Below are 20842 nucleotides of genomic sequence, written 5' to 3' on the forward strand. Positions count from 1 at the left end.
GAAAACACTCCGGCGGCCCATCTTTACTACTGTTTTCAGATCACATGTTGTCCAGCAACGCCTCGCCACCGGAGGTTTCGCAAACGCCGGGGTTTTCTTCGGCTTGGAACAGTGTGACCTTGCCATCATCAACCAGCATCGCATAGCGCTTGGATCGTGCCATCAAGCCAACAGGTTCAGCGGTGAAATCCATGCCGATTGCCTTGGTAAAGGCGCTGTTGCCGTCGGCCAGCATGGTAATACCGGCAGCCGAAGCACCCGTCGCGTCGCCCCATGCTTGCATCACGAAGGGGTCATTGACGGAAATACAAATAATCTCGTCCACGCCTTTGGCATCAAACTGGTCTTTGGTGCGGATAAAGCTGGGCACATGTGCGGAATGGCATGTGGGCGTAAACGCACCCGGAACAGCGAATACCACGACTTTGCGGCTTTTTACCTTGTCCGCCATTTGCACGGGCGCGGGGCCATCGGCACCCATTTCCATCAGCGTGGCATCGGGTAGCATATCACCTTGAGAAATCGTCATCTGTCTGACCTTCCATGTCATTGCGTTTGTCTTGTGCTTAGATATAGGTTTTGGGCGCAGGCGGGAAACCGATTTTTTAAGTAAGGGATGCAGCATGGGACATGTCGTTGTTATCGGGGCAGGTCAGGCCGGGTCATCATGTGTGGCCAAACTGCGCAATTCCGGCTTTGGGGGTAAGATAACCCTGATCGGTGCCGAAACCGTGCCGCCCTATCAACGCCCCCCGTTGTCCAAGGCGTATCTGCTGGGCGACATGACGCTTGAGCGCCTGTTTCTGCGCCCCGAAAGCTTCTATGGCGAGTATGATATTGATCTGATGCTGGGCACCCATGTCGACAGCATTGATACCGCGGCCCAAACGATCCGCGTGAGCGGCGATGACATGCCCTATGACAGCTTGGTGCTGACCACCGGGTCGGTGCCGCGTCGTTTGCCCGCCAGTATCGGCGGCGCATTGGACGGGGTGCATGTGGTGCGCGATTTGACTGATGTTGATGCGATGGGGCCGCGATTTACCAAAGGCGCGCGTGTGTTGATCGTAGGTGGGGGATACATCGGCCTTGAGGCGGCATCGGTCGCCGCCAAGCTGGGGCTGAACGTGACCCTGGTTGAGATGGGCGACCGTATCTTGCAGCGCGTCGCGGCCCCGCAAACATCTGATTTCTTCCGTGATCTGCATCGCTCGCACGGCGTGGACATCCGCGAGGGCGTGGGCCTTGAGCGGTTGATCGGCGACACCCATGTCACAGCGGCACGTCTGTCCGACGGGTCGGAACTGCCTGTCGATTTCGTGATCGTCGGTGTAGGCATTGGCCCCGCGACAGAGCTGGCCGAGGCGGCAGGGATCGAGATTGATAACGGGATCAAAACCGATAGCCACGGGCGCACATCAGCGCCGAATGTCTGGGCGGCGGGGGATTGCACGTCTTTCCCCTATCGCGGCACGCGCATCCGGTTGGAATCGGTGCCAAACGCCATTGATCAGGCGGAATGTGTTGCCGAAAATATCATGGGCGCGGACAAGGAATATGCGGCAAAGCCATGGTTCTGGTCTGACCAATATGATGTGAAATTGCAAATTGCGGGCCTGAACACAGGGTATGATCGTGTGATTACCCGACGGACGGATGAGGATTCAGTCGCGTTCTGGTACTACAAAGGGGCCGAGCTGCTGGCCGTGGACGCCATGAATGACCCGCGCGGGTTCATGATCGGGCGACGGCTGATCGAGGCGGGGAAATCCCCTGCGCCCGAGCTGATCGAAGATCCCGAAACAGACCTGAAAGCGCTGCTAAAAGCATGAGGATCATCGCCGGAAAATCGCGCGGCACGCATCTGGCAGAGGTTGGCAAAGGCGATGCAGATGCACATCTGCGCCCCACCTCTGACCGTGTGCGCGAAAGCCTGTTTTCGATGCTGGCCTCGCATAATGTGATCAACGGCGCGCATGTGTTGGACCTGTTTGCAGGCACCGGCGCATTGGGCCTTGAGGCGCTGTCGCGCGGCGCGCGCGATGTGGTGTTTGTTGAAAACGGGCGTGTCGCGCAAAAACTGATTTCCGAGAATATCAAGAAACTGCGCGCCGAAGGCGAGACAACGTTGATGCGGTCGGACGCCACAACGCTTGGCGGTTGGATCGCGGCCCCCTTTGATCTGGTGTTCCTTGATCCCCCCTATGGCAAAGCGATGGGGCAGGCGGCACTGGCCAAGGCGCTGGCCGGTGGGTGGCTGGCCAAGGGTGCGATGATCGTGTGGGAAGAAAACGCGGCGATGGACCCGCCCGACGGATTTACCCGCATCGACAAAAGAAAATATGGCGACACCTGGATTACTTTTTTAAACGTGAGCTAACCGAAAAACTGTTCAGGCTTTGCATTCACCCTACTTACGCCTATGAGCTAGTCAATTATTCCAACGGAAAGACGCCCCCATGAGCCTGAGCATGACCAGTACCTTTATCAAACCAATGCACCCAGAAGGGCGCAAGTTTGTCGCGATCTTTGCCGCGATCACCTTGGTTCTGTTTTTGCTGGCTGACTTTCTGGGCTGGATCGGCGTCGGGGCAACGGTTTGGTGCTACTACTTCTTCCGCGATCCTGAGCGCGTGACGCCCAAGGGCGACAATCTGGTGATCAGCCCCGCCGACGGCATCATTTCCCTGATTGAACCCGCCATCCCCCCGGCCGAGTTGGGCATGGCCGATACGCCGCTGACCCGTGTGAGCGTTTTCATGAACGTGTTTAACTGCCACGTGAACCGCGCGCCGGTCGCCGGTGAGATCACCGAAATCGCCTATCGTGCGGGCAAGTTCTTTAACGCGTCGCTGGACAAGGCGAGCAAGGACAACGAGCGCAATAGCCTGCGTATCAAAATGGACGACGGGCGTGACATTGCCGTGGTGCAGATTGCGGGCCTCGTGGCGCGCCGCATTGTTTGTTTTACCAAGCCCGGCGCACACACGCAGGCGGGCCAGCGTTTTGGTCTGATCCGCTTTGGATCGCGGGTGGATGTATACCTGCCCCAAGGCGTTGAACCCAAGGTCAGCATTGGCCAGACCATGGTGGCGGGCGAAACCATATTGGCAGAGCTGTCGTAAATGCCCGACAAAATCCCAGCGCCCCTAGATAAATCAAAGACCGAATTTTCGCTGCTTCAGCTGTTGCCAAACATGCTGACCATTGCGGCGATCTGCGCGGGCATTTCAGCGATCCGTTTCGCGGCCGAGGATAAATTTCCGCTGGCGGTGTTTTTGATCGCGCTGGCCAGTATTCTGGACGGGATGGACGGGCGCGCGGCGCGCTATCTGGGCAGCGATAGCAAAATTGGTGCCGAATTGGACAGCCTTGCGGATTTCGTCAACTTTGGCGTGGCACCGCCCTTGGTGGTTTATTTCTGGGGCCTGCAAGACTTCTATCGCGCGGGCTGGCTGGCAGTACTGGTATTCGCCGTGTGCTGCGTGATGCGGTTGGCACGTTTCAACGTGGATTCGCGCACCAAGACGCCATTGGATGATGGCGGATATTTCACCGGCGTGCCGTCACCAGCGGGTGCGATGCTGGTGATGCTGCCGATCTATTTGCCTTATGCATTTGGCCCCGGTGCGGCGATGCCGGATTTGCTGGCCTGTCTTTATATCGTGTTTGTCGGTTGGGTTATGATCAGCCGCATCCCGACATGGTCGTTTAAATCCGTCAGCTTTTCGCGCAGCAACGTGACCTATTTCCTGATCGCCTTCACCAGCTTTATTGCCTGCTTGGTCAGTTTCCCTTGGGCCACGCTTGTGATTTGCTGCTTTGCCTATGCAGGCAGCGTGCTTTGGGCTGTGATCGAACTCAAGATGGCCAAGCGCAAAGCTTAGTCTTGGGAATAGGTCGGATGAAATTTACCGGCGGGCGATAGGGTGAAAATTTCGCACCCCGTTTCGGTCACGCCGATGGAATGTTCAAATTGCGCAGACAGCGATTTGTCGCGGGTTACTGCTGTCCAGTCGTCTGACAAAACCTTGGTTTCCGCGCGGCCCAGATTGACCATCGGTTCAATCGTAAAGAACATGCCCGGTTCCAGAACCGACCCTGTGCCGGGTCGGCCATAGTGCAAGACATTGGGCGGGGCGTGAAAAACGCGGCCCAAACCATGCCCGCAGAAATCGGTTACAACGCTCATCCGGTGGCTTTCGACAAAGCTTTGGATCGCGTGGCCGATATCGCCAAAGGTGTTACCGGGTTTCACGGCCTCAATCCCGCGCATCAGGGCGTCATGGGTCACGTTGATCAGGCGTTCGGCCTTGCGGGGCAATTTGCCCGCGACATACATCCGCGAGGTATCCCCAAACCATCCATCGACAATCACGGTGACGTCGATGTTCAGAATGTCGCCGTCTTTCAGCTTTTTGTCACCCGGGATGCCGTGGCAGACGACATGGTTGATCGAAATACAGCTGGCGTGCTGATAGCCCTTGTATCCGATCGTCGCCGATTTGGCCCCTGCGTCCTCGACCATCTGGGTGATCAGGCCATCAAGGGCTCCGGTTGTCTGACCCACGAAAACATGCGCGGCAATATCATCAAGAATCTGCGCGGCAAGCTTGCCCGCGGCATGCATGCCTGCGAAATCCGATGGGTCGTAAATGCGAATGCCGTCTTTTGTCTGGCGTCCTCGGTGTTCATTCATCACCGGTATCTCCGTAGGTCTATGTCGTTTCGTTCGGGATGGTCCAAGGGTCGGTGCAGGTCAACCCTTTAGGGGTAATTCAGTGCCCAAAGTCACCTGTTGAGGGCTGATATGGGTACCGATGACCAATGTTTCCAGCCCTGCGGCCCGCGCTGCGGCAAATGCGGCGGCATAGGTGGGGTCGATATCGCCCGCGACAGAGAACGCGGTGCAATCGGTACGCTGCACCAAATACAGCAAAACGGCACGGTGCCCCGCCCGCGCCATCTGGGCCAGTTCAGCCAAATGTTTTGCCCCGCGCGCAGTGACGCTATCGGGGAATTCCACCAAGCTTGGGGTGCGTGAAAGGGTCGCTGATTTCACCTCGACATAGGCGTCGGGCAGGCCGGGCTGTGTCAGCAGAAAATCGATGCGCGATTTCTCACCGTATTTCACCTCGGGTCTGACGGTTTCATACATTGCCAATGCAGGCACTTGCCGCGCCATCAACGCAGCCTTGACCGCGCGGTTGGGCAGGGCCGTATCAACACCCGTGAAATGCCCGTTTTCGTGATCAACCAAGCGCCAGCCATAGTTCAGCTTGCGTTTGGGATCGTCATTGGGTTCCAGCCAAATCCGCATGCCGGGGTCGGCCAGCCCCATCATTGATCCGGGGTTGGCGCAATGGGCGGTGACCTCTCGGCCATCGTCCAATGTGCAATCGGCTAGAAACCGTTTGTAACGGCGGATCAGGCGGGCGGGGACAAGTTCAGTTTGAAAGCGCATAGGGTGTGACCTATACCTCAATCACAGCCCCCTCAAGGAGACAGGCCCATGCCAAACCCCACCGCAGCCATGATTGTGATCGGCGACGAAATTTTGTCGGGGCGCACGCGCGACAGCAACATGCACCATCTGGCGGGGCAACTGACCAGCGTGGGGATCGACCTGAAAGAAGTCCGCATGATCGGCGATGAACATGGCACGATTATTGCGGCGGTTCAGGCGATGTCAAAAGCCTATGATACGGTGTTCACCAGCGGCGGTATCGGCCCGACCCATGATGACATCACCGCCGATTGTATCGCAGCGGCCTTTGATAAACATATCGACGTGCGCGACGACGCCCGCGCCATTCTGGCGGCGCATTACGCGCGGTCCGGCACCGAGCTGAACGAGGCGCGGTTGCGGATGGCCCGTATCCCTGATGATGCGATATTGATTGATAACCCCGTTTCAGCGGCCCCCGGCTTCACGCTTGAGAATGTGCATGTGATGGCAGGGGTTCCGTCTGTGTTCGAGGCGATGGTCGCCACCGTGCTGCCCACCTTGACCGGCGGCGCACCGTTGCTAAGTGCGACGATGCGCATCGACCGTGGCGAAGGCGATATTGCTGGCCCACTGGGGCAGATCGCCAAGGATCATCCGACGCTGTCGATTGGATCATACCCGTTTCAAAAAGATGGCAAATACGGCGCGCATATTGTGATCCGGGGGAGCAATCAGGCTGACATCGACGCCGCTATGAAAAAGCTGGAGGCGGCATTTTGACGGCACCGGATATCCCCCAACTTTACGAGGTGATTGATCAAACCTGGCCCGCTGCGCGGCGCTGGACAGAAAATGGCTGGACCCTGCGCGATGGGCAAGGCGGGGGCAAACGTGCCTCGGCCGCGACGCTGGCCAGCGCGGGCGCGGATGTCAGTGTTGCCGAAACGGCCATGCGCGCCATGAACCAAACGCCGCTTTTCATGATCCGGCAGGGCGATGATGCGCTGGACGCTGAACTGGCCGCGCGGGGATACGAGATTATCGATCCCGTGAACATCTATATCCTGCCGGTCGAAGGGCTGACCGACGTGCCGATCCCCCCTGTCACCGCGTTCGAGATTTGGGAACCGCTGGCCATCATGCTCGAGATTTGGGCCAAGGGCGGCATTGGCCCGGCCCGCATCGATGTGATGCGCCGCGCCGCGAAAAAGACAGCGATATTGTCGCGCTGGAAGGAAAAACCCGGTGGCGTGGCCTTTGCCGCGATCCATGATGGCGTGTGCATGGTGCATGCGGTCGAGGTGCTGGAACATCAACGTGGTATGGGCGTGGGCAAGTGGATGATGCGCCGCGCGGCCACGTGGGCGCAGGCCCAAGGTGCGACCCATGTGGCGGTTCTTTGCACAAAGGCGAATGTGCCCGCGAACCGGCTTTATCAAGGGCTGGGCTTTGCCCATGTGGGCGACTATCATTATCGGCAACCCGCTGAATAAAGGAGCCATCCGATGGCAAAAGACGCCCCAACCGCCCTTGATCTGCCGATGGTTGATCCGCTGCCTGAAGCCACGCAAAAATACTTTGACGTGTGTCAGGAAAAGCTGGGCATGATCCCGAATGTTTTGCAGACATACGCGTTTGATATCGACAAGCTGAACAGCTTTACCGCGATGTATAACGATCTGATGCTGGGCGCGTCGAACCTGTCCAAGCTTGAGCGCGAGATGATCGCAGTCGTGGTGTCGTCGGTGAACAAATGCTACTATTGCCTGACGGCGCATGGCGCTGCCGTGCGGCAGCTTTCTGGCAACCCGATCTTGGGCGAACAGATGGTGATGAACTGGCGTGTCGCCGATCTGGATGCGCGCCAAACAGCGATGCTTGAGTTCTCGGAAAACCTGACCGTGGCCAGCGCCAAAACCACCGAAGCCGACCGTCAGGCGCTGCGCGATGTGGGTTTCACGGACCGCGATATCTTTGACATCGCATCGGTCGCGGCGTTCTTTAACATGACCAACCGTGTGGCCAGCGCCACCAACATGAAACCTAACGAAGCCTATCACGCGCAGTTCAGATGATCCTGCGCGCCACAGCTTTTGCTTTGCTGGCCTTTGCGACGCCTGCCGCAGCGGTAGAGCTGTCTTTACCGCAATCCGCGCGCCTAACGGTTGAGCGAAATACGGGGCCTGACAGCTATGTAGCGCCGATTGGCCCGTTTGCGGACGGTGCCCTGAATACAGTGACTATTGAGGGGAACATTGCGCGGTCCGCGTGGCGGCTTGAGGCGTTAGGGTTGACGCCCTTGCAAGTGCTGCGCCCGCTTCGGTCACAACTGACTGAGGCTGGGTATGACATCGTGCTGGATTGCGGCGCAGTCGCCTGTGGCGGGTTTGATTTTCGCTTTGCCACCGAAACGCTGCCGGGGCCGAATATGTACGTCAACATTCGGTCCTATCAGTTTGTGACCGCAGTGCAGGGGCCGTTGTCGGCACCGACGTCCATTGTAACTGTGCTGGCCAGCACGGCGGCATCTTCGGCCTATGTGCAGATTATTCAGGCGGATGCCGTAAAGGCCGCGCAGGTGCCAGAGGGTGGTGTCGAAGTGCCACCGTCAAATGCGGATGGGAACACGCTGGCCGATGCGTTGCTGCGCCAAGGGCATGCGGTATTGGGCGGGCTGGATTTCACGTCGGGTACGGCCACATTGGGCGATGCCGGTGCAGGTGCGCTTGAACGGCTCGCCGCGTTTCTAAAGGATCAGCCGACGGTCCGGATTGCGCTGGTCGGGCATACCGATAGCGTTGGGTCGTTGCAGCCGAACATTGCCTTGTCGCGTAGTCGCGCTGCCGCTGTACGTGACAGATTGATCGAAAGATACGACATCCCCCCCGCCCAGATCGAGGCTGAAGGTATGGGGTATCTTGCCCCCGTCGCATCAAACCTGACCGCGCAAGGGCGCGAGGATAACCGCAGGGTCGAGGCAGTTTTGTTGTCGCGGGATTGACCTTCAAGAAATGATAAACCCCCGCTACCTAGACGGTGAGCGAGGGTTGATTTGATCTGGCTTGGGTCGATTGCGTCGCAGGGTGGATTTACCAGTCGTTCGGGCCTTTGTCGGCAAATTCATGCGCTAGAAAATCAATGAACGCGCGGACCTTGGGTTGGGTAAAACGGCCCGGTGGGTAAACGGCATATATGCCCTGAGTTTCCAAGGGCAGCTCGGGAATTGCATCTTCGACAAGGCCCTTTGCCATCGCATCAGCATATAGAAAGCTGGGCAGATATGCGATGCCAAGGCCTGAAACTGCGGCGTTCAACAGGGATTGCCCGTCATTGACAGACAGCCAGCCGGCAGTGCGCACCTGCCGCTTTTCACCCGATGGCGAGGTCAGTTTCCACATGTTTCCGCTGGATTGGTTCGAATAGTGCAACAGCTTGTGGTCGTTCAGATCGTCGATCTTTTCAGGACGGCCGTATTTTTCGAAATACCCCGGCGACGCGATCATGCGTTTAGTCGTCTCGGTCAGTTTGCGGGCGCGCAGGGTGCTGTCCTCCAACTCTCCGATGCGGACGGCCATATCAAAACCTTCGCTGATCAATTCAACGTAGCGGTTGTTCAGAACCATGTTCACGGTGATGTCTGGAAATTCCTCAAGGAAACCGGACAGGGCGGGGGACAGATGGTTCACCCCGAAATCCGTTGCGACCGAAATGCGCAGCAGGCCCGAGGGCGCGGATTGCATTGATGTCACCAGCGCATCTGCTTCGCCTGCGTCATTCAACACGCGGCGGGCGCGGTCATAATAGGCAAGGCCGATTTCCGTGGGGCTGACCCGGCGGGTGGTGCGGTTCAGCAGGCGCGCGCCAAGGCGTGCCTCAAGCGAGGATACATGTTTGGATACGGCAGACTTCGAGATGCCCATTTTCTTGGCCGCGTCCGTAAAACCACCCTGATCCACGACGGTGGCGAATGCTTCCATTTCTGTCAGGCGGTCCATTGCCGTCCCCTTTTCTATCATCTGAGTTGGCAGAGATATGCGGGTCAAATCGGGCAAGATCACGGCAGTGGTGGGTCAGTAGAAAGGTTATTGCGTGGATTGTTTGCGTCAGGGAAACAATCGCAAGTTACGCGCATTCTCAGGCGTTTCAGATCCACCGCAGCTTTCTAAGCAACGCGAACATCAAGACCGCCAGCACGGTGATACCCAGACATAAAAATGCAAAGGCCCAAGGGGAATGAATGCCGGGCATGCCTGCGACGTTTACGCCAAACAATCCGGTGATAAATCCCAACGGAAGAAACAGGGCCGCCGCCACAGAGAGCACATACCCATGGCGCGCTTGGCGTTGGGCAACGTGGACGTCATGTTCTTCTTGCACCGACACAAGACGGTCTCGCAGCTCGTCCAATTCCTCAACCGCGATCAGCGCGCTATTTGCCTGTTCGTGCAGTTCAAGCTGGCTGTTCTCGGGGATCAGGGGGATATCAAGGGCGGCTAGTTTGCTAAGTGCTGCGCGTTGCGGATCAAGATAGCGCCGCAGCCGGATCACGCTGCGCCGGATTTCAGGCAATTCGCGTGGCATTGGCGTGTCTTTGTCCTCCAAATCCACTTCAAAGAATTCTGTTTGTTCATCGATGCCTTCGACATGTTCCTGAACCCGCCGGGTCAGCCGACCCACCAGATCCTCTAGAAACACGGCTGGGCTGGGCGGGGCATTTTGCGCTTCGGCCAATCGGCGGATTGCTTCGAGGGCGAATACTCTCTTCCGGCGGACGGTGATCAACAGGTCGGATTCGATGAACATGCGGACCGACACCATTTCATCGGCGGCCTGTCCCTCGTTCATGTTGATGCCGCGCAGGTTCAGGATCAGCCCGCCGGTGAACTGGTCACAGCGGGGGCGCGTTTGTTTTTGAACCAACGATCCGGCGGGGATGTCATGCAGGTTTTCGCGTGCCCAAGGTTCAAGCATCTCGTCCGTCAGATCGAAATGCCACCACCGATAGGCACCCGGACCCGTCAGATTGGTGTCCGTCGGCACTGTCGCGGTGCCATCGGGATAGATATCAAAAACGCAAATGGGCATGGGTCCGCTTTCTAACTGCTTTTGAAAGCAAAGTTTCGCACCCTATCGGCCCAAGGGCAATATCACAGCGCCGCGGCGAGCCTTGTTCCCTGATTAATCGCACGTTTCGCGTCCAACTCTGCCGCGACATCGGCACCGCCGATAACGTGGCAAGGGATGCCTTTCGCCTCAAGCGCGTCTGCAAGGGACCGATCCGACAGCTGACCTGCGCAAAGCACAATCGTATCCGCCTCGATCAGCTGAGGTTTCTCGCGGGCCTCGCCAAAGCTGATGTGCAAACCGTCTGCGTCGATCTTTTCGTAATTCACGCCGCCAATCATCTGGACGTTTTTCATGGTCAGGGACGCGCGGTGAATCCAGCCTGTCGTCTTACCCAAACCTTTGCCGACCTTCGTGGCCTTGCGCTGCAACATCGTGACCTCGCGTGCAGGGGCGTGGGGTTGGGGGCCTTCGGGGGCCAGACCGCTGCGATGGTCGGCAGGGTCGGTAACGCCCCATTCCTTCATCCATTCGGGCAGGTTCGTGGTGGTGCTGTCGCCGTCGTGGACCAGATGTTCGGACACGTCAAAACCGATACCGCCCGCACCGATGACCGCAACCTTGTGGCCCGCGGTCACCTTGCCGTTCAGGATGTCGATATAGCTGACGACATTGCCGGTGTTTTGGCCGGGTATCTGTGGGTCGCGCGGCACGACGCCGGTGGCGATAATCACCTCGTCGAAGTCACCCAGATCATTGGCCGATACTTCGGTGTTCAGTTTGACGGTCACGCCATGTTCTTTGACCATTGCGCGGTACCAATCGACAAGGCCCCAGAATTCCTCTTTGCCCGCAACCTGCTTGGCTAGGTTCAACTGTCCGCCGATTTCGGACGCGCGGTCAAAGACGGTAACCTTGTGGCCCCGCTCAGCCGCTGTGATGGCCGCCGACAGACCGGCAGGGCCAGCACCGACAACCGCGATTGTTTTGACGTCGATCGTCGGTTCTACCTTCAGCTCAGTCTCGTAGCAGGCGCGCGGGTTCACCAAACAGGTCGAGATTTTGCCACCAAAGGTGTGATCCAGACAGGCCTGATTGCAGGCGATGCAAGGCGCGATCTGATCAGCTTTGCCCGCCGCCGCCTTGGCCACGAAATCAGCATCCGCCAGCATGGGCCGCGCCATCGACACCATGTCAGCGCAGCCTTCGGCCAGCACGTCTTCGGCAACTTGGGGTGTGTTGATCCGGTTCGAGGTGATCAGCGGAATGCCAACCTGACCCATCAGTTTCTTTGTAACCCATGCGAACGCGGCGCGGGGAACGGACGTGGCAATCGTTGGAATACGCGCCTCGTGCCAGCCGATGCCGGTGTTGATGATTGTGGCACCTGCGGCCTCGACCGCCTTGGCCAGTTGCACGACTTCTTCAAACGTTGATCCATTGGGGATCAGGTCGATCATCGACAAGCGGTAGATCAGGATGAAATCGGGGCCGACCGCCTCGCGCACGCGACGCACCACCTCGACTGGCAGCCGCATCCGGTTTTCATAGGACCCGCCCCATTCATCGTCGCGCTTGTTGGTGTGGGTGACCAAAAACTGGTTCAGGAAATAGCCTTCGGAGCCCATCACCTCGACCCCGTCATAGCCTGCTTGCTTGGCGCGCAGGGCGCAGGCGGCGATGTCGCTGATCTGTTTTTCGATGCCTTCTGCGTCCAGTTCCTTGGGCGCGAACATCGAGATGGGGGATTTGATCGCCGACGGGGCCACACAATCGGGGCTGAACGCATAGCGCCCGGCATGCAGGATCTGCATCGCGATTTTACCGCCCGCCTCGTGCACACGTTGGGTGACGATGCTGTGGTTATCGACATCTTTTTGCGAGGTCATCATCGCCGCACCATGGGCCACTGACCCTTCGGGGTTCGGGCCGATGCCGCCGGTAACCATCAACCCCACATCGCCACGCGCGCGGGTCGCGTAAAATTCAGCGACGCGGTTCCAATCCTGTGTTTCCTCAAGCCCCGTGTGCATCGACCCCATCAACACGCGATTTTTCAATGTGGTAAAGCCCAGATCAAGCGGGGCCAGCAGGTGTGGATAGTCGGACATGGGGCGAACCTTTCGAAGGATGGGGACGTTGCGACTGACTTCATCTTAAGCGCTGGCATCTGTCACGCACAACGCTGCGTAAGCCAATATACATCGGGCGGGCTTTTGTGATAGGCCCGCGCTGAACCGAGACAACCCAAAGGCCCCGCCATGACACCCGAAGAAATCGCCAAACTGCCCTATCGTCCCTGTGTCGGCGTGATGCTGATGAATGCCGATGGCCATGTGTTTGTCGGGCAACGCAGGGACCGGGATCAAGATGCCTGGCAGATGCCCCAAGGTGGCGTCGACAAAGGCGAAGAGGCCGAGGCCGCCGCCCTGCGCGAGCTTGAGGAAGAGACCGGCATTGGGCCCAGTTCCGTGTCTGTCGTGACCCAGACGGACAACTGGCTGCCCTATGATCTGCCGCATGATCTGGTGCCTAACATCTGGAAAGGCCGCTATCGCGGGCAGGAACAAAAATGGTTCTTGTTGCGGTTCCACGGCGAGGATTCCGAGGTCAATCTGGAAACCGATCATCAAGAGTTTTCAGAATGGCGTTGGCTGCCTGTTGACGATCTGGTCGACAATATCGTGCCGTTCAAACGCGAGGTCTATCAGGCCGTCGTGGCGGCGTTCCGCCCGCATATTACACCCGCTGATATCTGATCGGTTTTCATACTGCTTATTTCGTAGCAAATGCCGCCCATTGTGCATGATCGGAAACCACCGCGTCGCTTAAAGGCACGGGTGGTGCTGCTTTGGCGCGGCATTTGCATATGCGTCTATTGACCGCGCAAACGGCTTGGGAAACACAGGCCCGTCGAAGCCATGTACCGCTTCCTTTCTGACTGGACCTGAACCCATGAAAAACTTTGCTCTTACCGTTGCATGTCCTTCGACCCGTGGGGTCGTCGCTGCGATTGCGAATTACCTTGCCGATAACGCCTGTAACATCACCGACAGTGCCCAGTTCGACGACAAGGAAACCGGCAATTTCTTTATGCGCGTCAGTTTTGAGAGTGACGACGTTGTTGATCTGGACCGGTTGGCCGATGGTTTCGCAGCCACTGCCAGCCCTTTCAACATGACCTATGATTTCCATGACCAGACCGAAAAGATGAAGGTCGTGATTATGGTATCGCGGTTCGGGCATTGCCTGAACGATTTGCTATACCGCTGGCGCATTGGCGCGCTGCCCATTGATATCGTTGCGGTGGTGTCCAACCATATGGAGTATCAAAAGGTCGTCGTGAACAACGACATCCCGTTCCACTGCATCAAGGTGACGCCCGAGAACAAAGCCGAGGCCGAGGCGCGGATCATGGCGGTGGTCGAAGAGGCAGGGGCGGAGCTGATCGTGTTGGCGCGCTATATGCAAATTCTGTCAGACGAGATGTGCCAGAAAATGTCGGGGCGGATCATCAACATTCACCACTCGTTCCTCCCCAGCTTTAAGGGTGCGAACCCTTACAAGCAGGCGTTCCAGCGTGGGGTCAAATTGATCGGTGCGACGTCGCATTACGTGACCGCCGATCTGGATGAAGGGCCGATTATCGAGCAGGATATCGTGCGTGTGACCCATGCCCAATCGGCCAATGATTACGTATCATTGGGCCGCGATGTGGAAAGTCAGGTACTCGCCCGTGCCATCCACGCGCATATCCACCGCCGGGTGTTTTTGAACGGCAACAAGACCGTCGTGTTCCCCGCCTCGCCCGGATCATATGCATCGGAACGGATGGGGTAATCACCAGCAGCGCTGGCGGTGCCGTGGCCCGTTAACCGATGATCGGCACATGGGGGCCAGCGTCGCTGTCCAGCAGGCCCGTTAACCGTGGATCGTCAGCAATTTCGATCTGGCGGCGGTACGGGGTAAACCCGCTACGAAGATAGAACGCCAAGGCCTGCGGGCTGTCGATGGTACAGGTGTGCAGGTGAAAACGGGTGATGTCCCGCGACCACGCGGTGGCAATCGCGTGGTTCATGAGGTAGCGACCTGCGCCTGCGCCAATCAGTTTTGGGGTGAGGCCAAAATACGCCAGCTCGCATTCGCCCGACGGGCTGAAATCCAGCTCAAGCAGGGCTTCGTCCTGGCCGTCTTTGCCAAGGGTATAATAGACCCTATCGGTATCTGTCAGAATTGCAGCCAGATCAGCGTCAGACATCTTCAGCCGCGAAAACCACAGCCAATGCTGTGCGCCAACCCGGTCAAAGACGTCACGGTACCATTCCACCGTCGGCGTGACCTGTCGCAGAGATACGCCATCGGGCAATTCCATAGGCCGCATAACGGGTGCCGCACGCATCTCAAGATGGGTCACAACCATCGCCAGTTTGCCATCCGGCACGTCGTGATATCCATCAGTCAGCATTGATCACACCAGCCCTTGTTCTTTGAATAGGGTCATCATGTCGGTTTGTGGGCGGGGGCCCACGTGGCTGATGACCTCGGCCGCGCAAATGTGACCCATCTTGCCGCAGGTTTCCAGATCACGGCCAGTGGCCATACCAAACAGGAAACCGGCAGCGAATTGATCGCCCGCGCCTGTTGCATCCACGGGGGTGACCTTGGTCACGGGGACTTCGACGCGCTCTCCTTCGCGGATCAGCGTGACGCCATCGCCGGAACGTGTGCATACGACCATGCCGCATATCGCGGATGTTTTGGCCAGTGCTTCCTCCAGATCATCGGTTTCGAACAGGGATCTGATCTCGGCCTCATTGCCGATGACATAATCCAACTCGTCCGCAATCATGCGCAGGAAATCGTCGCGGTGACGATCAACGCAGAAGGGATCGGAAATCGCGATACCAGCTTTGCCGCCCGCCGCGCGGGTCAGGCGTGATGCCTCAAGAAAGGCTTGCTTGCCCTGATCCTTGTCGAACAGATACCCCTCAAGAAACATAATCTTGGCCGAGCCGGCAACAGCATCGGGCACATCCGCAGGCCCCAGATCGGTCGAGATGCCCAGATAGGTGTTCATCGACCGTTCGCCATCGGGGGATACAAAGATCATCGAGCGCGAGGTTGGCAGATCGCCGCCCGCGACAGGGGCGTTCACGAAATCAGTGCCGCCATCGATCATGGATTGCGCATAGAATTTGCCCAGATCATCGTCGTTCACACGGCCAATAAACGCCGTTGGCAGGCCAAGCGCGCCGATGCCGGCAATCGTATTGGCAACCGATCCACCGGGGGTTTGGACGCGGTCGTTCATTGCGCCATACAGGTCTTCGGCGCGGTCACGCTCGATCAGCTGCATGATGCCTTTTTCGATGTTCATTTCGCCAAGAAACGCATCATCGGCATGCGAGATTACATCGACAACGGCGTTGCCGATACCAACCACTTCATATTGGGTCATTCAGTTTTGTCCTCGTAGGGGCAGAGATCGCGGATGATGCAGGTTCTGCACAGCGGCTTGCGCGCTTTGCAGTGATACCGACCGTGCAAGATCATCCAGTGATGGGCGTGTTGTTGAAAATCAACGGGAATATTGTCTTCTATGGCGCGTTCAACCGCATCAACCGTTTTTCCGGGGCAGATGCGCGTGCGGTTGCCCACGCGAAAGATATGCGTATCGACGGCTTGGGCGGGGTAATGCCACCACATGTTCAAAACCACATTTGCCGTCTTGCGCCCGACACCGGGCAGCGATTGCAGGGCCGCGCGGCTGTTTGGCACGATGCCGTCATAGTCATCTACCAAAATCTGGCTTAGCTTCATGACATTCTTGGCTTTTTGGCGGAACAGACCAATGGATTTGATGTGATCCGTCAGTCCCTCCAGCCCAAGGTCAAGCATCTGCTGGGGCGTCTCGACGATCTGAAACAGGGATTTCGTGGCCTTGTTTACCCCTGCATCAGTTGCCTGCGCGCTCAGCGCCACGGCAACCAGCAAAGTGTATACATTTGTATGATCCAGTTCACCCTTTGGTTCGGCATCTGCTGCCTGAAACCGGGTAAAGATCTCTCGGATGGTATGATAATCAAGGGGTTTGGCCATGTGCCTTGGTATGGGGGGATTTTTCAATCAGGGCAAGGCTGGGCGCGTTCAAGAATGGTCGTTTACCTAATTTGCACATTCTGTTCGCTAGATTGGGGGCACGGGCAGTAGGCTGGTAATGTGCAATGGGCGGTAGCCCTCAGTAATAGGGGAATGGGTAATGGCAGTTGAAGCGATGTTTTCAAAGGTTTCAGGTTTCGGTCCGGGCGCGATGATTATGACGTTGGATGGCGAACTGCCGGTGGAATGGTTGGAATCGGGCGATCACGTCATCACCCGCGACCGCGGCGCACAACCGATCTTGGCGATCAAGCGGTCCCGCGGCATTGGGCCAGACGGCCTGCCGTTGCCATCGCCCGTGCATCTGCGCCCCAGGGAAAACGTCGCACCCGAAGGGCTGGTTGAACCCCTGCGCCTGTCGCCACATCACAACGTGCTGGTTGCGTCACATCATGTGGCGCGGCATTTCGGTCATACCGAAGCGATGGCTGAAATTGGTGCGTTGTCCCGACGGTCGACGCCGCGCTTTGAGATGGGCGCGCCTGCGCTAAGCTATCACCACATTATAACAGAGCATCACGATCTGATTATGACCTGCGGCATTTGGGCGGAAACCACGGGCCGCGATACGGCGTCGATGCTGGATGTCAGCCCGGAACTGCGCCGGGCAAGCAAGGTCTTTGATGGTGTTTCCACGTCCCCGCGTACCTGTCTAAGCAAAGAAGAGGCCGGTTTTTTGCGTAATTTGCTCAGCCCTGAGGAAACTCTTTTGCATCTGCTTGCCGCGTAAATATTAATTTGGCGCAAGTTTCGGGTCGCTTGAACAAAGCGCAGCTCCTAGTTTGGCGGCATGATACAAGTTCTTACATCCCCGACTCGCGCCCCTGATGATGGCTACCACTATGGTGTGATGCGCCGTGCAATTGATTTGATCGATCACGCCTCTGATCCCTTGGCGCTTGACCAGATTGCAGACCAAATGGGGATGAGCGCCCCCCATTTTCAGCGTCTCTTTTCGCGCTGGGTGGGGGTGTCGCCGAAACGGTATCAGCAATACCTGATGCTGGATCACGCCAAAGATCTGTTACGTGACCGCTTTACCACCCTTGGGACGGCACATGAACTGGGGCTGTCGGGGTCAGGGCGGTTGCACGATCTTTTCCTAAGGTGGGAGGCGATGAGCCCTGGCGAGTTCGCCCGCAAAGGCGCGGGGCTGGAAATCTCATGGGGGTGGTTCGACAGCCCCTTTGGTCCGGCATTGGTGATGGGCACAGATCGGGGCATTTGCGGCCTCGCGTTCTCGGCCGAGACCGGGGAAACCGAGGCAATGGAGGATTTGCGCAGCCGTTGGCCCGGTGCCACCTTTGTCGAAAACCCAGACCTTTTGCATGATTGGGTGCAAACCGCATTTGGCGCGCGGGTGGGCAGTGGGGACAAAGCCCCGATGTATCTGATTGGCGCACCTTTCCAGATAAAAGTGTGGGAGGCGTTGTTAAGCATCCCGTCGGGCAATGTCACAACCTATTCCGAGATCGCGCAAACGATCGGCACGCCCAAAGCCGTGCGCGCTGTGGGCACCGCCGTTGGGCGCAATCCGATCAGCTGGCTGATCCCCTGCCACCGCGCCCTGCGAAAATCGGGCGGTTTGGGGGGGTATCATTGGGGGATTCCGGTCAAGCGGGCGCTGTTGGCCTATGAATCTGCCCGCGCGGATGCGGGCGCATAGGCGGCTTAGCGCCGAAAGCTTTGCCAAAATGTTTTTCTTGGGAACCTGACTTCGTATAGGGCGTTAAAGGGTGATATGCCTCGCCCGAACGGGGCCCCAACAAAGGCAGAAAGAGACTATGACATTTTCCAAAACCACAATCGCCGTCGCCCTGACCAGTGTGCTTGCCCTTAGTGCTTGTGAACCGGGTCCAATCGGCGGTAACCCCAATGATCCAAACGCTAAAACCCGCAACGGTGCCTTGATCGGCGCAGGCGCTGGTGCCGTCATCGGTGCCCTGTCCAAAGGCGACGGTAACCGCGCTGATGGAGCTTTGGTCGGTGCGTTGGCCGGTGGTGCCATCGGTGCTGGCGTTGGCTATTCACTGGACAAGCAAGAGGCGGATTTGCGTCGCCAGTTGGACAGCAACGTGATCATCACGAACACAGGTGACCGCCTGATCGTGACCCTGCCCCAAGACATCTTGTTCGCCACAGACAGCACAACCGTGCAGGCTGGCATGCAGAATGATCTGGCCGCATTGGCGCGTAACGTGAACGTTTACAGCAACTCGACGCTGCAAATTATCGGGCACACCGATAGCGATGGCGATGCGTCCTATAACCAACAACTGTCCGAAGGCCGTGCGCGCGCTGTGGCGAACGTGCTGATCAACAAAGGCGTCCCAAGCAGCCGTCTTCGCGCGATTGGCCGGGGCGAAAGCCAGCCAGTTGCAAGCAATCTGAACGCAAGCGGCAAAGCACAGAACCGCCGGGTTGAGATCGTCATTCTGCCCAACGCGTCCTAAGATCGCCTGAGATTTAAGTAAGAGAGGCCTCGGTAACCACCGGGGCCTCTTGCTTTTTCGGGGTAATGGAACACTTTATGTGAAAGTGTTTTTACCCAAAGGATTGCTGGAATGGCCAATTTGAAACTTATCGGATTTTCTGGATCACTACGTAAAGGGTCTACAAATTCGATGCTGTTGGCCGAGGCTGCCCGTCTTTTCGGCCCTTGCGATTATGCCGAAGTGGATATCCGCTTTCCGCTTTATGACGCTGATGATGAAGCGGCGACTGGTGTTCCGGCCGTGGTGCAGAAAGCCGCAGATCAGATCGCGGGTGCTGATGCGATCCTGATCTCGACCGTTGAATATAACAAAGGCCCCTCGGGTGTTTTGAAAAACGCGCTGGACTGGATCAGTCGGGTGGGAAGCAAGCCTTGGGATGGCAAGCCACTGGCCGTTATGTCCGCTGCGGCGGGTCGTGCCGGCGGCGAACGCGCGCAGTTGATTTTGCGCAGTTTCATGGTGCCGTTTCGCCCGCGCATTTTGCAGGGCCCTGAAATCCATCTGGCCAACAGCTCTAACGCGTTTGACGAGAACGGGCGTTTGACGGGCGAGATTTATGTAAAAGAGTTAACGCAATTGATGTTATCGCTGCGAGCCGAGATTGATCGCAAGTAGGTTTTCAGAGACAGCTAAAAATTGTCTAACACCCGAAACCCATCGGGGATCACATCGCGCCCGTCCAGCAGCAAATCGGCCATGACCTCGGCGATCTTTGGGGCCATGCCGAAACCGATTTTAAAACCACCATTGGCGATAAACTGTCCGGGTTTGTCAGGCCACGCCCCCAGCATCGGCGCGCGGCTATGGCTACGCGGGCGCAATCCGGCCCAGCGGTCGATGACCGGCGCATCTGCCAATGCTGGCACCGCAACGCGGGCGCGTGTGATGACGTCATCCAACAGCGCATCGGTTTGATCGGGGGCGTCGAAATACCGCTCGGTCGTTGATCCGATGGCGACGGTGCCATCGCTGTGCGGAATGATGTGCACACCATCGGCAAACAGTTGCGGCAATCCACGCGCGTCATGGGCCAGCAACGCGGCTTGCCCCTTTTCTCCCGCACCGACAACGCGGTCGTATGTGGCCGACATCTCGGTCAATCCAGCGACGCCGGTCGCCCATAAAACCTGCCCCTGATCGTCGCCTTCGGCTTTTACCGTTATGCCCTTTGCCGCCAAAGCCTTTACCAAAGCATTGCAAGCATGGCGGGGGTGTATCAGCGCGCTTAGGCTGTCGTATATCAACCAGCCGGTCGGGCTTGTCGGCTCCCAATCGGCACCCGTGGCCTGCACGACGTGCCAAACTGCGTTGTCATGCCAGAATTCATGGGCCGCTTTCGCACGGCGCTGTGCCAGTTCTACGCCACGGTCGTTCATGATCGGCTGCAAGCGGCCCTTGCGCGCATATCCGGAAGGGGTGCCGCCTATCGCCTCAATCTCGCGCCAGAAGGTTTCAGCCATCAAAAGACTGTCCAGCTGAAACGCTTTCTTAGCGCTCCATTTCTCGGGCACATGCGGGGCCAATGCGCCGACGATTCCGCCACTGGCACCGGAGGCGGGGCCAAACGGATCGATGATCTGAACGGTCGCGCCACGTTTGACGCAGGCCCAGGCCACCGACAGGCCAAAAATTCCTGCGCCGCGTATCGTGATTTCGACCATTGCTAATCCTTGCC

The 20842-nt window shown here is 57.9% G+C and carries 24 protein-coding genes; 14 read left to right on the top strand and 10 right to left on the bottom strand.

Annotated features, from left to right (window positions below; translation table 11 throughout):
* Nucleotides 1-40 precede the first annotated feature (40 nt).
* A complete protein-coding gene (locus tag WNY39_RS11100; protein ID WP_342845616.1) occupies nt 41-529 on the bottom strand; it encodes a peroxiredoxin in 489 nt (162 codons plus the stop codon).
* A 94-nt stretch (nt 530-623) separates the two neighbouring features.
* On the opposite strand from WNY39_RS11100, the gene WNY39_RS11105 reads away from it, so the two are divergent.
* The 4 genes from WNY39_RS11105 (at nt 624) to pssA (ending at nt 3887) form a co-directional block, all read left to right on the top strand.
* The gene (locus WNY39_RS11105) at nt 624-1832 is read left to right on the top strand and encodes an FAD-dependent oxidoreductase (protein WP_342845617.1); all 1209 of its coding nucleotides are present in this window, start codon (nt 624-626) and stop codon (nt 1830-1832) included.
* Nucleotides 1829-2380 (top strand): 16S rRNA (guanine(966)-N(2))-methyltransferase RsmD, encoded by a 552-nt coding sequence (gene rsmD, locus WNY39_RS11110; RefSeq protein ID WP_342845618.1) that lies wholly within the window; start codon nt 1829-1831, stop codon nt 2378-2380. The genes WNY39_RS11105 and rsmD overlap by 4 nt, the downstream gene beginning before the upstream one ends.
* Nucleotides 2381-2459: 79 nt before the next feature.
* A complete protein-coding gene (locus WNY39_RS11115; RefSeq protein WP_342845619.1) occupies nt 2460-3125 on the top strand; it encodes a phosphatidylserine decarboxylase in 666 nt (221 codons plus the stop codon).
* Entirely contained in the window at nt 3126-3887 is a 762-nt protein-coding gene (gene pssA, locus WNY39_RS11120) for a CDP-diacylglycerol--serine O-phosphatidyltransferase (protein WP_342845620.1), read from the top strand.
* On the opposite strand, the gene map is transcribed toward pssA, so the two are convergent.
* Nucleotides 3884-4699, bottom strand: a complete 816-nt coding sequence (map, locus tag WNY39_RS11125; RefSeq protein WP_342845621.1) for a type I methionyl aminopeptidase — start codon at nt 4697-4699, stop codon at nt 3884-3886. The two genes, pssA and map, sit on opposite strands and share 4 nt — an antisense overlap.
* A gap of 60 nt (nt 4700-4759) precedes the next feature.
* The gene (gene sfsA / locus WNY39_RS11130) at nt 4760-5464 is read right to left on the bottom strand and encodes a DNA/RNA nuclease SfsA (RefSeq protein WP_342845622.1); all 705 of its coding nucleotides are present in this window, start codon (nt 5462-5464) and stop codon (nt 4760-4762) included.
* Between the two features lie 48 nt (nt 5465-5512).
* Between sfsA and WNY39_RS11135 the strand changes: the two genes are divergently transcribed.
* From WNY39_RS11135 to WNY39_RS11150, 4 genes are read left to right on the top strand one after another with little or no spacing between them, the layout of a single operon-like run.
* Nucleotides 5513-6229: a molybdopterin-binding protein gene (locus WNY39_RS11135; RefSeq protein WP_342845623.1), complete on the top strand. Its 717-nt coding sequence runs from the start codon at nt 5513-5515 to the stop codon at nt 6227-6229.
* Nucleotides 6226-6942: a GNAT family N-acetyltransferase gene (locus tag WNY39_RS11140; RefSeq protein ID WP_342845624.1), complete on the top strand. Its 717-nt coding sequence runs from the start codon at nt 6226-6228 to the stop codon at nt 6940-6942. Before WNY39_RS11135 ends, WNY39_RS11140 begins: the two co-directional genes overlap by 4 nt.
* Nucleotides 6943-6954: 12 nt before the next feature.
* Nucleotides 6955-7524: a peroxidase-related enzyme gene (locus WNY39_RS11145; RefSeq protein ID WP_342845625.1), complete on the top strand. Its 570-nt coding sequence runs from the start codon at nt 6955-6957 to the stop codon at nt 7522-7524.
* On the top strand, nt 7521-8450 hold the full coding sequence (locus WNY39_RS11150) for an OmpA family protein (RefSeq protein WP_342845626.1): 930 nt from the start codon (nt 7521-7523) through the stop codon (nt 8448-8450). The genes WNY39_RS11145 and WNY39_RS11150 overlap by 4 nt, the downstream gene beginning before the upstream one ends.
* Before the next feature lie 88 nt (nt 8451-8538).
* Here the strand turns inward: WNY39_RS11150 and WNY39_RS11155 are convergent, their stop codons facing one another.
* The 3 genes from WNY39_RS11155 to WNY39_RS11165 form a co-directional block, all read right to left on the bottom strand.
* Nucleotides 8539-9444: a LysR family transcriptional regulator gene (locus WNY39_RS11155; RefSeq protein ID WP_341233155.1), complete on the bottom strand. Its 906-nt coding sequence runs from the start codon at nt 9442-9444 to the stop codon at nt 8539-8541.
* A gap of 148 nt (nt 9445-9592) precedes the next feature.
* A complete protein-coding gene (locus WNY39_RS11160) occupies nt 9593-10534 on the bottom strand; it encodes a zinc transporter ZntB (RefSeq protein ID WP_342845627.1) in 942 nt (313 codons plus the stop codon).
* A gap of 62 nt (nt 10535-10596) precedes the next feature.
* Nucleotides 10597-12624: an NADPH-dependent 2,4-dienoyl-CoA reductase gene (locus WNY39_RS11165; protein WP_342845628.1), complete on the bottom strand. Its 2028-nt coding sequence runs from the start codon at nt 12622-12624 to the stop codon at nt 10597-10599.
* 150 nt (nt 12625-12774) lie between these two features.
* On the opposite strand from WNY39_RS11165, the gene WNY39_RS11170 reads away from it, so the two are divergent.
* Together WNY39_RS11170 and purU are read left to right on the top strand one after the other, a co-directional pair.
* Complete coding sequence (locus WNY39_RS11170) at nt 12775-13272, top strand: RNA pyrophosphohydrolase (RefSeq protein WP_342845629.1); 498 nt, start codon at nt 12775-12777, stop codon at nt 13270-13272.
* A gap of 196 nt (nt 13273-13468) precedes the next feature.
* Nucleotides 13469-14353, top strand: a complete 885-nt coding sequence (gene purU, locus WNY39_RS11175; RefSeq protein WP_342845630.1) for a formyltetrahydrofolate deformylase — start codon at nt 13469-13471, stop codon at nt 14351-14353.
* A 31-nt stretch (nt 14354-14384) separates the two neighbouring features.
* Here the strand turns inward: purU and WNY39_RS11180 are convergent, their stop codons facing one another.
* The 3 genes from WNY39_RS11180 to nth are packed head-to-tail and all read right to left on the bottom strand — an operon-like array spanning nt 14385 to nt 16612.
* Nucleotides 14385-14978 (bottom strand): GNAT family N-acetyltransferase, encoded by a 594-nt coding sequence (locus WNY39_RS11180; RefSeq protein WP_342845631.1) that lies wholly within the window; start codon nt 14976-14978, stop codon nt 14385-14387.
* Between the two features lie 3 nt (nt 14979-14981).
* Complete coding sequence (locus tag WNY39_RS11185) at nt 14982-15971, bottom strand: adenosine kinase (protein WP_342845632.1); 990 nt, start codon at nt 15969-15971, stop codon at nt 14982-14984.
* Entirely contained in the window at nt 15968-16612 is a 645-nt protein-coding gene (nth, locus tag WNY39_RS11190; RefSeq protein WP_341233162.1) for an endonuclease III, read from the bottom strand. Before nth ends, WNY39_RS11185 begins: the two co-directional genes overlap by 4 nt.
* Before the next feature lie 160 nt (nt 16613-16772).
* Between nth and WNY39_RS11195 the strand changes: the two genes are divergently transcribed.
* The 4 genes from WNY39_RS11195 (at nt 16773) to WNY39_RS11210 (ending at nt 19782) form a co-directional block, all read left to right on the top strand.
* A complete protein-coding gene (locus WNY39_RS11195; protein ID WP_342845633.1) occupies nt 16773-17402 on the top strand; it encodes a Hint domain-containing protein in 630 nt (209 codons plus the stop codon).
* A gap of 60 nt (nt 17403-17462) precedes the next feature.
* Nucleotides 17463-18338 carry a bifunctional helix-turn-helix domain-containing protein/methylated-DNA--[protein]-cysteine S-methyltransferase gene (locus WNY39_RS11200; protein ID WP_342845634.1) on the top strand — a complete coding sequence of 292 codons (876 nt, stop codon included), beginning with the start codon at nt 17463-17465 and terminating at the stop codon, nt 18336-18338.
* A gap of 118 nt (nt 18339-18456) precedes the next feature.
* Nucleotides 18457-19125 (top strand): OmpA family protein, encoded by a 669-nt coding sequence (locus tag WNY39_RS11205; RefSeq protein ID WP_342845635.1) that lies wholly within the window; start codon nt 18457-18459, stop codon nt 19123-19125.
* 111 nt (nt 19126-19236) lie between these two features.
* Nucleotides 19237-19782, top strand: coding sequence for an NADPH-dependent FMN reductase (locus tag WNY39_RS11210; RefSeq protein WP_342845636.1), 546 nt, complete (start codon nt 19237-19239; stop codon nt 19780-19782).
* A 14-nt stretch (nt 19783-19796) separates the two neighbouring features.
* On the opposite strand, the gene WNY39_RS11215 is transcribed toward WNY39_RS11210, so the two are convergent.
* A complete protein-coding gene (locus tag WNY39_RS11215) occupies nt 19797-20828 on the bottom strand; it encodes an FAD-binding oxidoreductase (protein ID WP_342845637.1) in 1032 nt (343 codons plus the stop codon).
* Nucleotides 20829-20842 lie beyond the last annotated feature (14 nt).

The organism is Sulfitobacter sp. AS59 (genome assembly GCF_038899995.1).
GTDB lineage: Bacteria > Pseudomonadota > Alphaproteobacteria > Rhodobacterales > Rhodobacteraceae > Sulfitobacter.

Coding starts and splice junctions, on each gene's coding strand:
- WNY39_RS11100 (WP_342845616.1), bottom strand. CDS start 529: ATGACGATTTCTCAAGGTGATATGCTACCCGATGCCACGCTGATGGAA.
- WNY39_RS11105 (WP_342845617.1), top strand. CDS start 624: ATGGGACATGTCGTTGTTATCGGGGCAGGTCAGGCCGGGTCATCATGT.
- rsmD (WP_342845618.1), top strand. CDS start 1,829: ATGAGGATCATCGCCGGAAAATCGCGCGGCACGCATCTGGCAGAGGTT.
- WNY39_RS11115 (WP_342845619.1), top strand. CDS start 2,460: ATGAGCCTGAGCATGACCAGTACCTTTATCAAACCAATGCACCCAGAA.
- pssA (WP_342845620.1), top strand. CDS start 3,126: ATGCCCGACAAAATCCCAGCGCCCCTAGATAAATCAAAGACCGAATTT.
- map (WP_342845621.1), bottom strand. CDS start 4,699: ATGAATGAACACCGAGGACGCCAGACAAAAGACGGCATTCGCATTTAC.
- sfsA (WP_342845622.1), bottom strand. CDS start 5,464: ATGCGCTTTCAAACTGAACTTGTCCCCGCCCGCCTGATCCGCCGTTAC.
- WNY39_RS11135 (WP_342845623.1), top strand. CDS start 5,513: ATGCCAAACCCCACCGCAGCCATGATTGTGATCGGCGACGAAATTTTG.
- WNY39_RS11145 (WP_342845625.1), top strand. CDS start 6,955: ATGGCAAAAGACGCCCCAACCGCCCTTGATCTGCCGATGGTTGATCCG.
- WNY39_RS11150 (WP_342845626.1), top strand. CDS start 7,521: ATGATCCTGCGCGCCACAGCTTTTGCTTTGCTGGCCTTTGCGACGCCT.
- WNY39_RS11155 (WP_341233155.1), bottom strand. CDS start 9,444: ATGGACCGCCTGACAGAAATGGAAGCATTCGCCACCGTCGTGGATCAG.
- WNY39_RS11160 (WP_342845627.1), bottom strand. CDS start 10,534: ATGCCCATTTGCGTTTTTGATATCTATCCCGATGGCACCGCGACAGTG.
- WNY39_RS11165 (WP_342845628.1), bottom strand. CDS start 12,624: ATGTCCGACTATCCACACCTGCTGGCCCCGCTTGATCTGGGCTTTACC.
- WNY39_RS11170 (WP_342845629.1), top strand. CDS start 12,775: ATGACACCCGAAGAAATCGCCAAACTGCCCTATCGTCCCTGTGTCGGC.
- purU (WP_342845630.1), top strand. CDS start 13,469: ATGAAAAACTTTGCTCTTACCGTTGCATGTCCTTCGACCCGTGGGGTC.
- WNY39_RS11180 (WP_342845631.1), bottom strand. CDS start 14,978: ATGCTGACTGATGGATATCACGACGTGCCGGATGGCAAACTGGCGATG.
- WNY39_RS11185 (WP_342845632.1), bottom strand. CDS start 15,971: ATGACCCAATATGAAGTGGTTGGTATCGGCAACGCCGTTGTCGATGTA.
- nth (WP_341233162.1), bottom strand. CDS start 16,612: ATGGCCAAACCCCTTGATTATCATACCATCCGAGAGATCTTTACCCGG.
- WNY39_RS11195 (WP_342845633.1), top strand. CDS start 16,773: ATGGCAGTTGAAGCGATGTTTTCAAAGGTTTCAGGTTTCGGTCCGGGC.
- WNY39_RS11200 (WP_342845634.1), top strand. CDS start 17,463: ATGATACAAGTTCTTACATCCCCGACTCGCGCCCCTGATGATGGCTAC.
- WNY39_RS11205 (WP_342845635.1), top strand. CDS start 18,457: ATGACATTTTCCAAAACCACAATCGCCGTCGCCCTGACCAGTGTGCTT.
- WNY39_RS11210 (WP_342845636.1), top strand. CDS start 19,237: ATGGCCAATTTGAAACTTATCGGATTTTCTGGATCACTACGTAAAGGG.
- WNY39_RS11215 (WP_342845637.1), bottom strand. CDS start 20,828: ATGGTCGAAATCACGATACGCGGCGCAGGAATTTTTGGCCTGTCGGTG.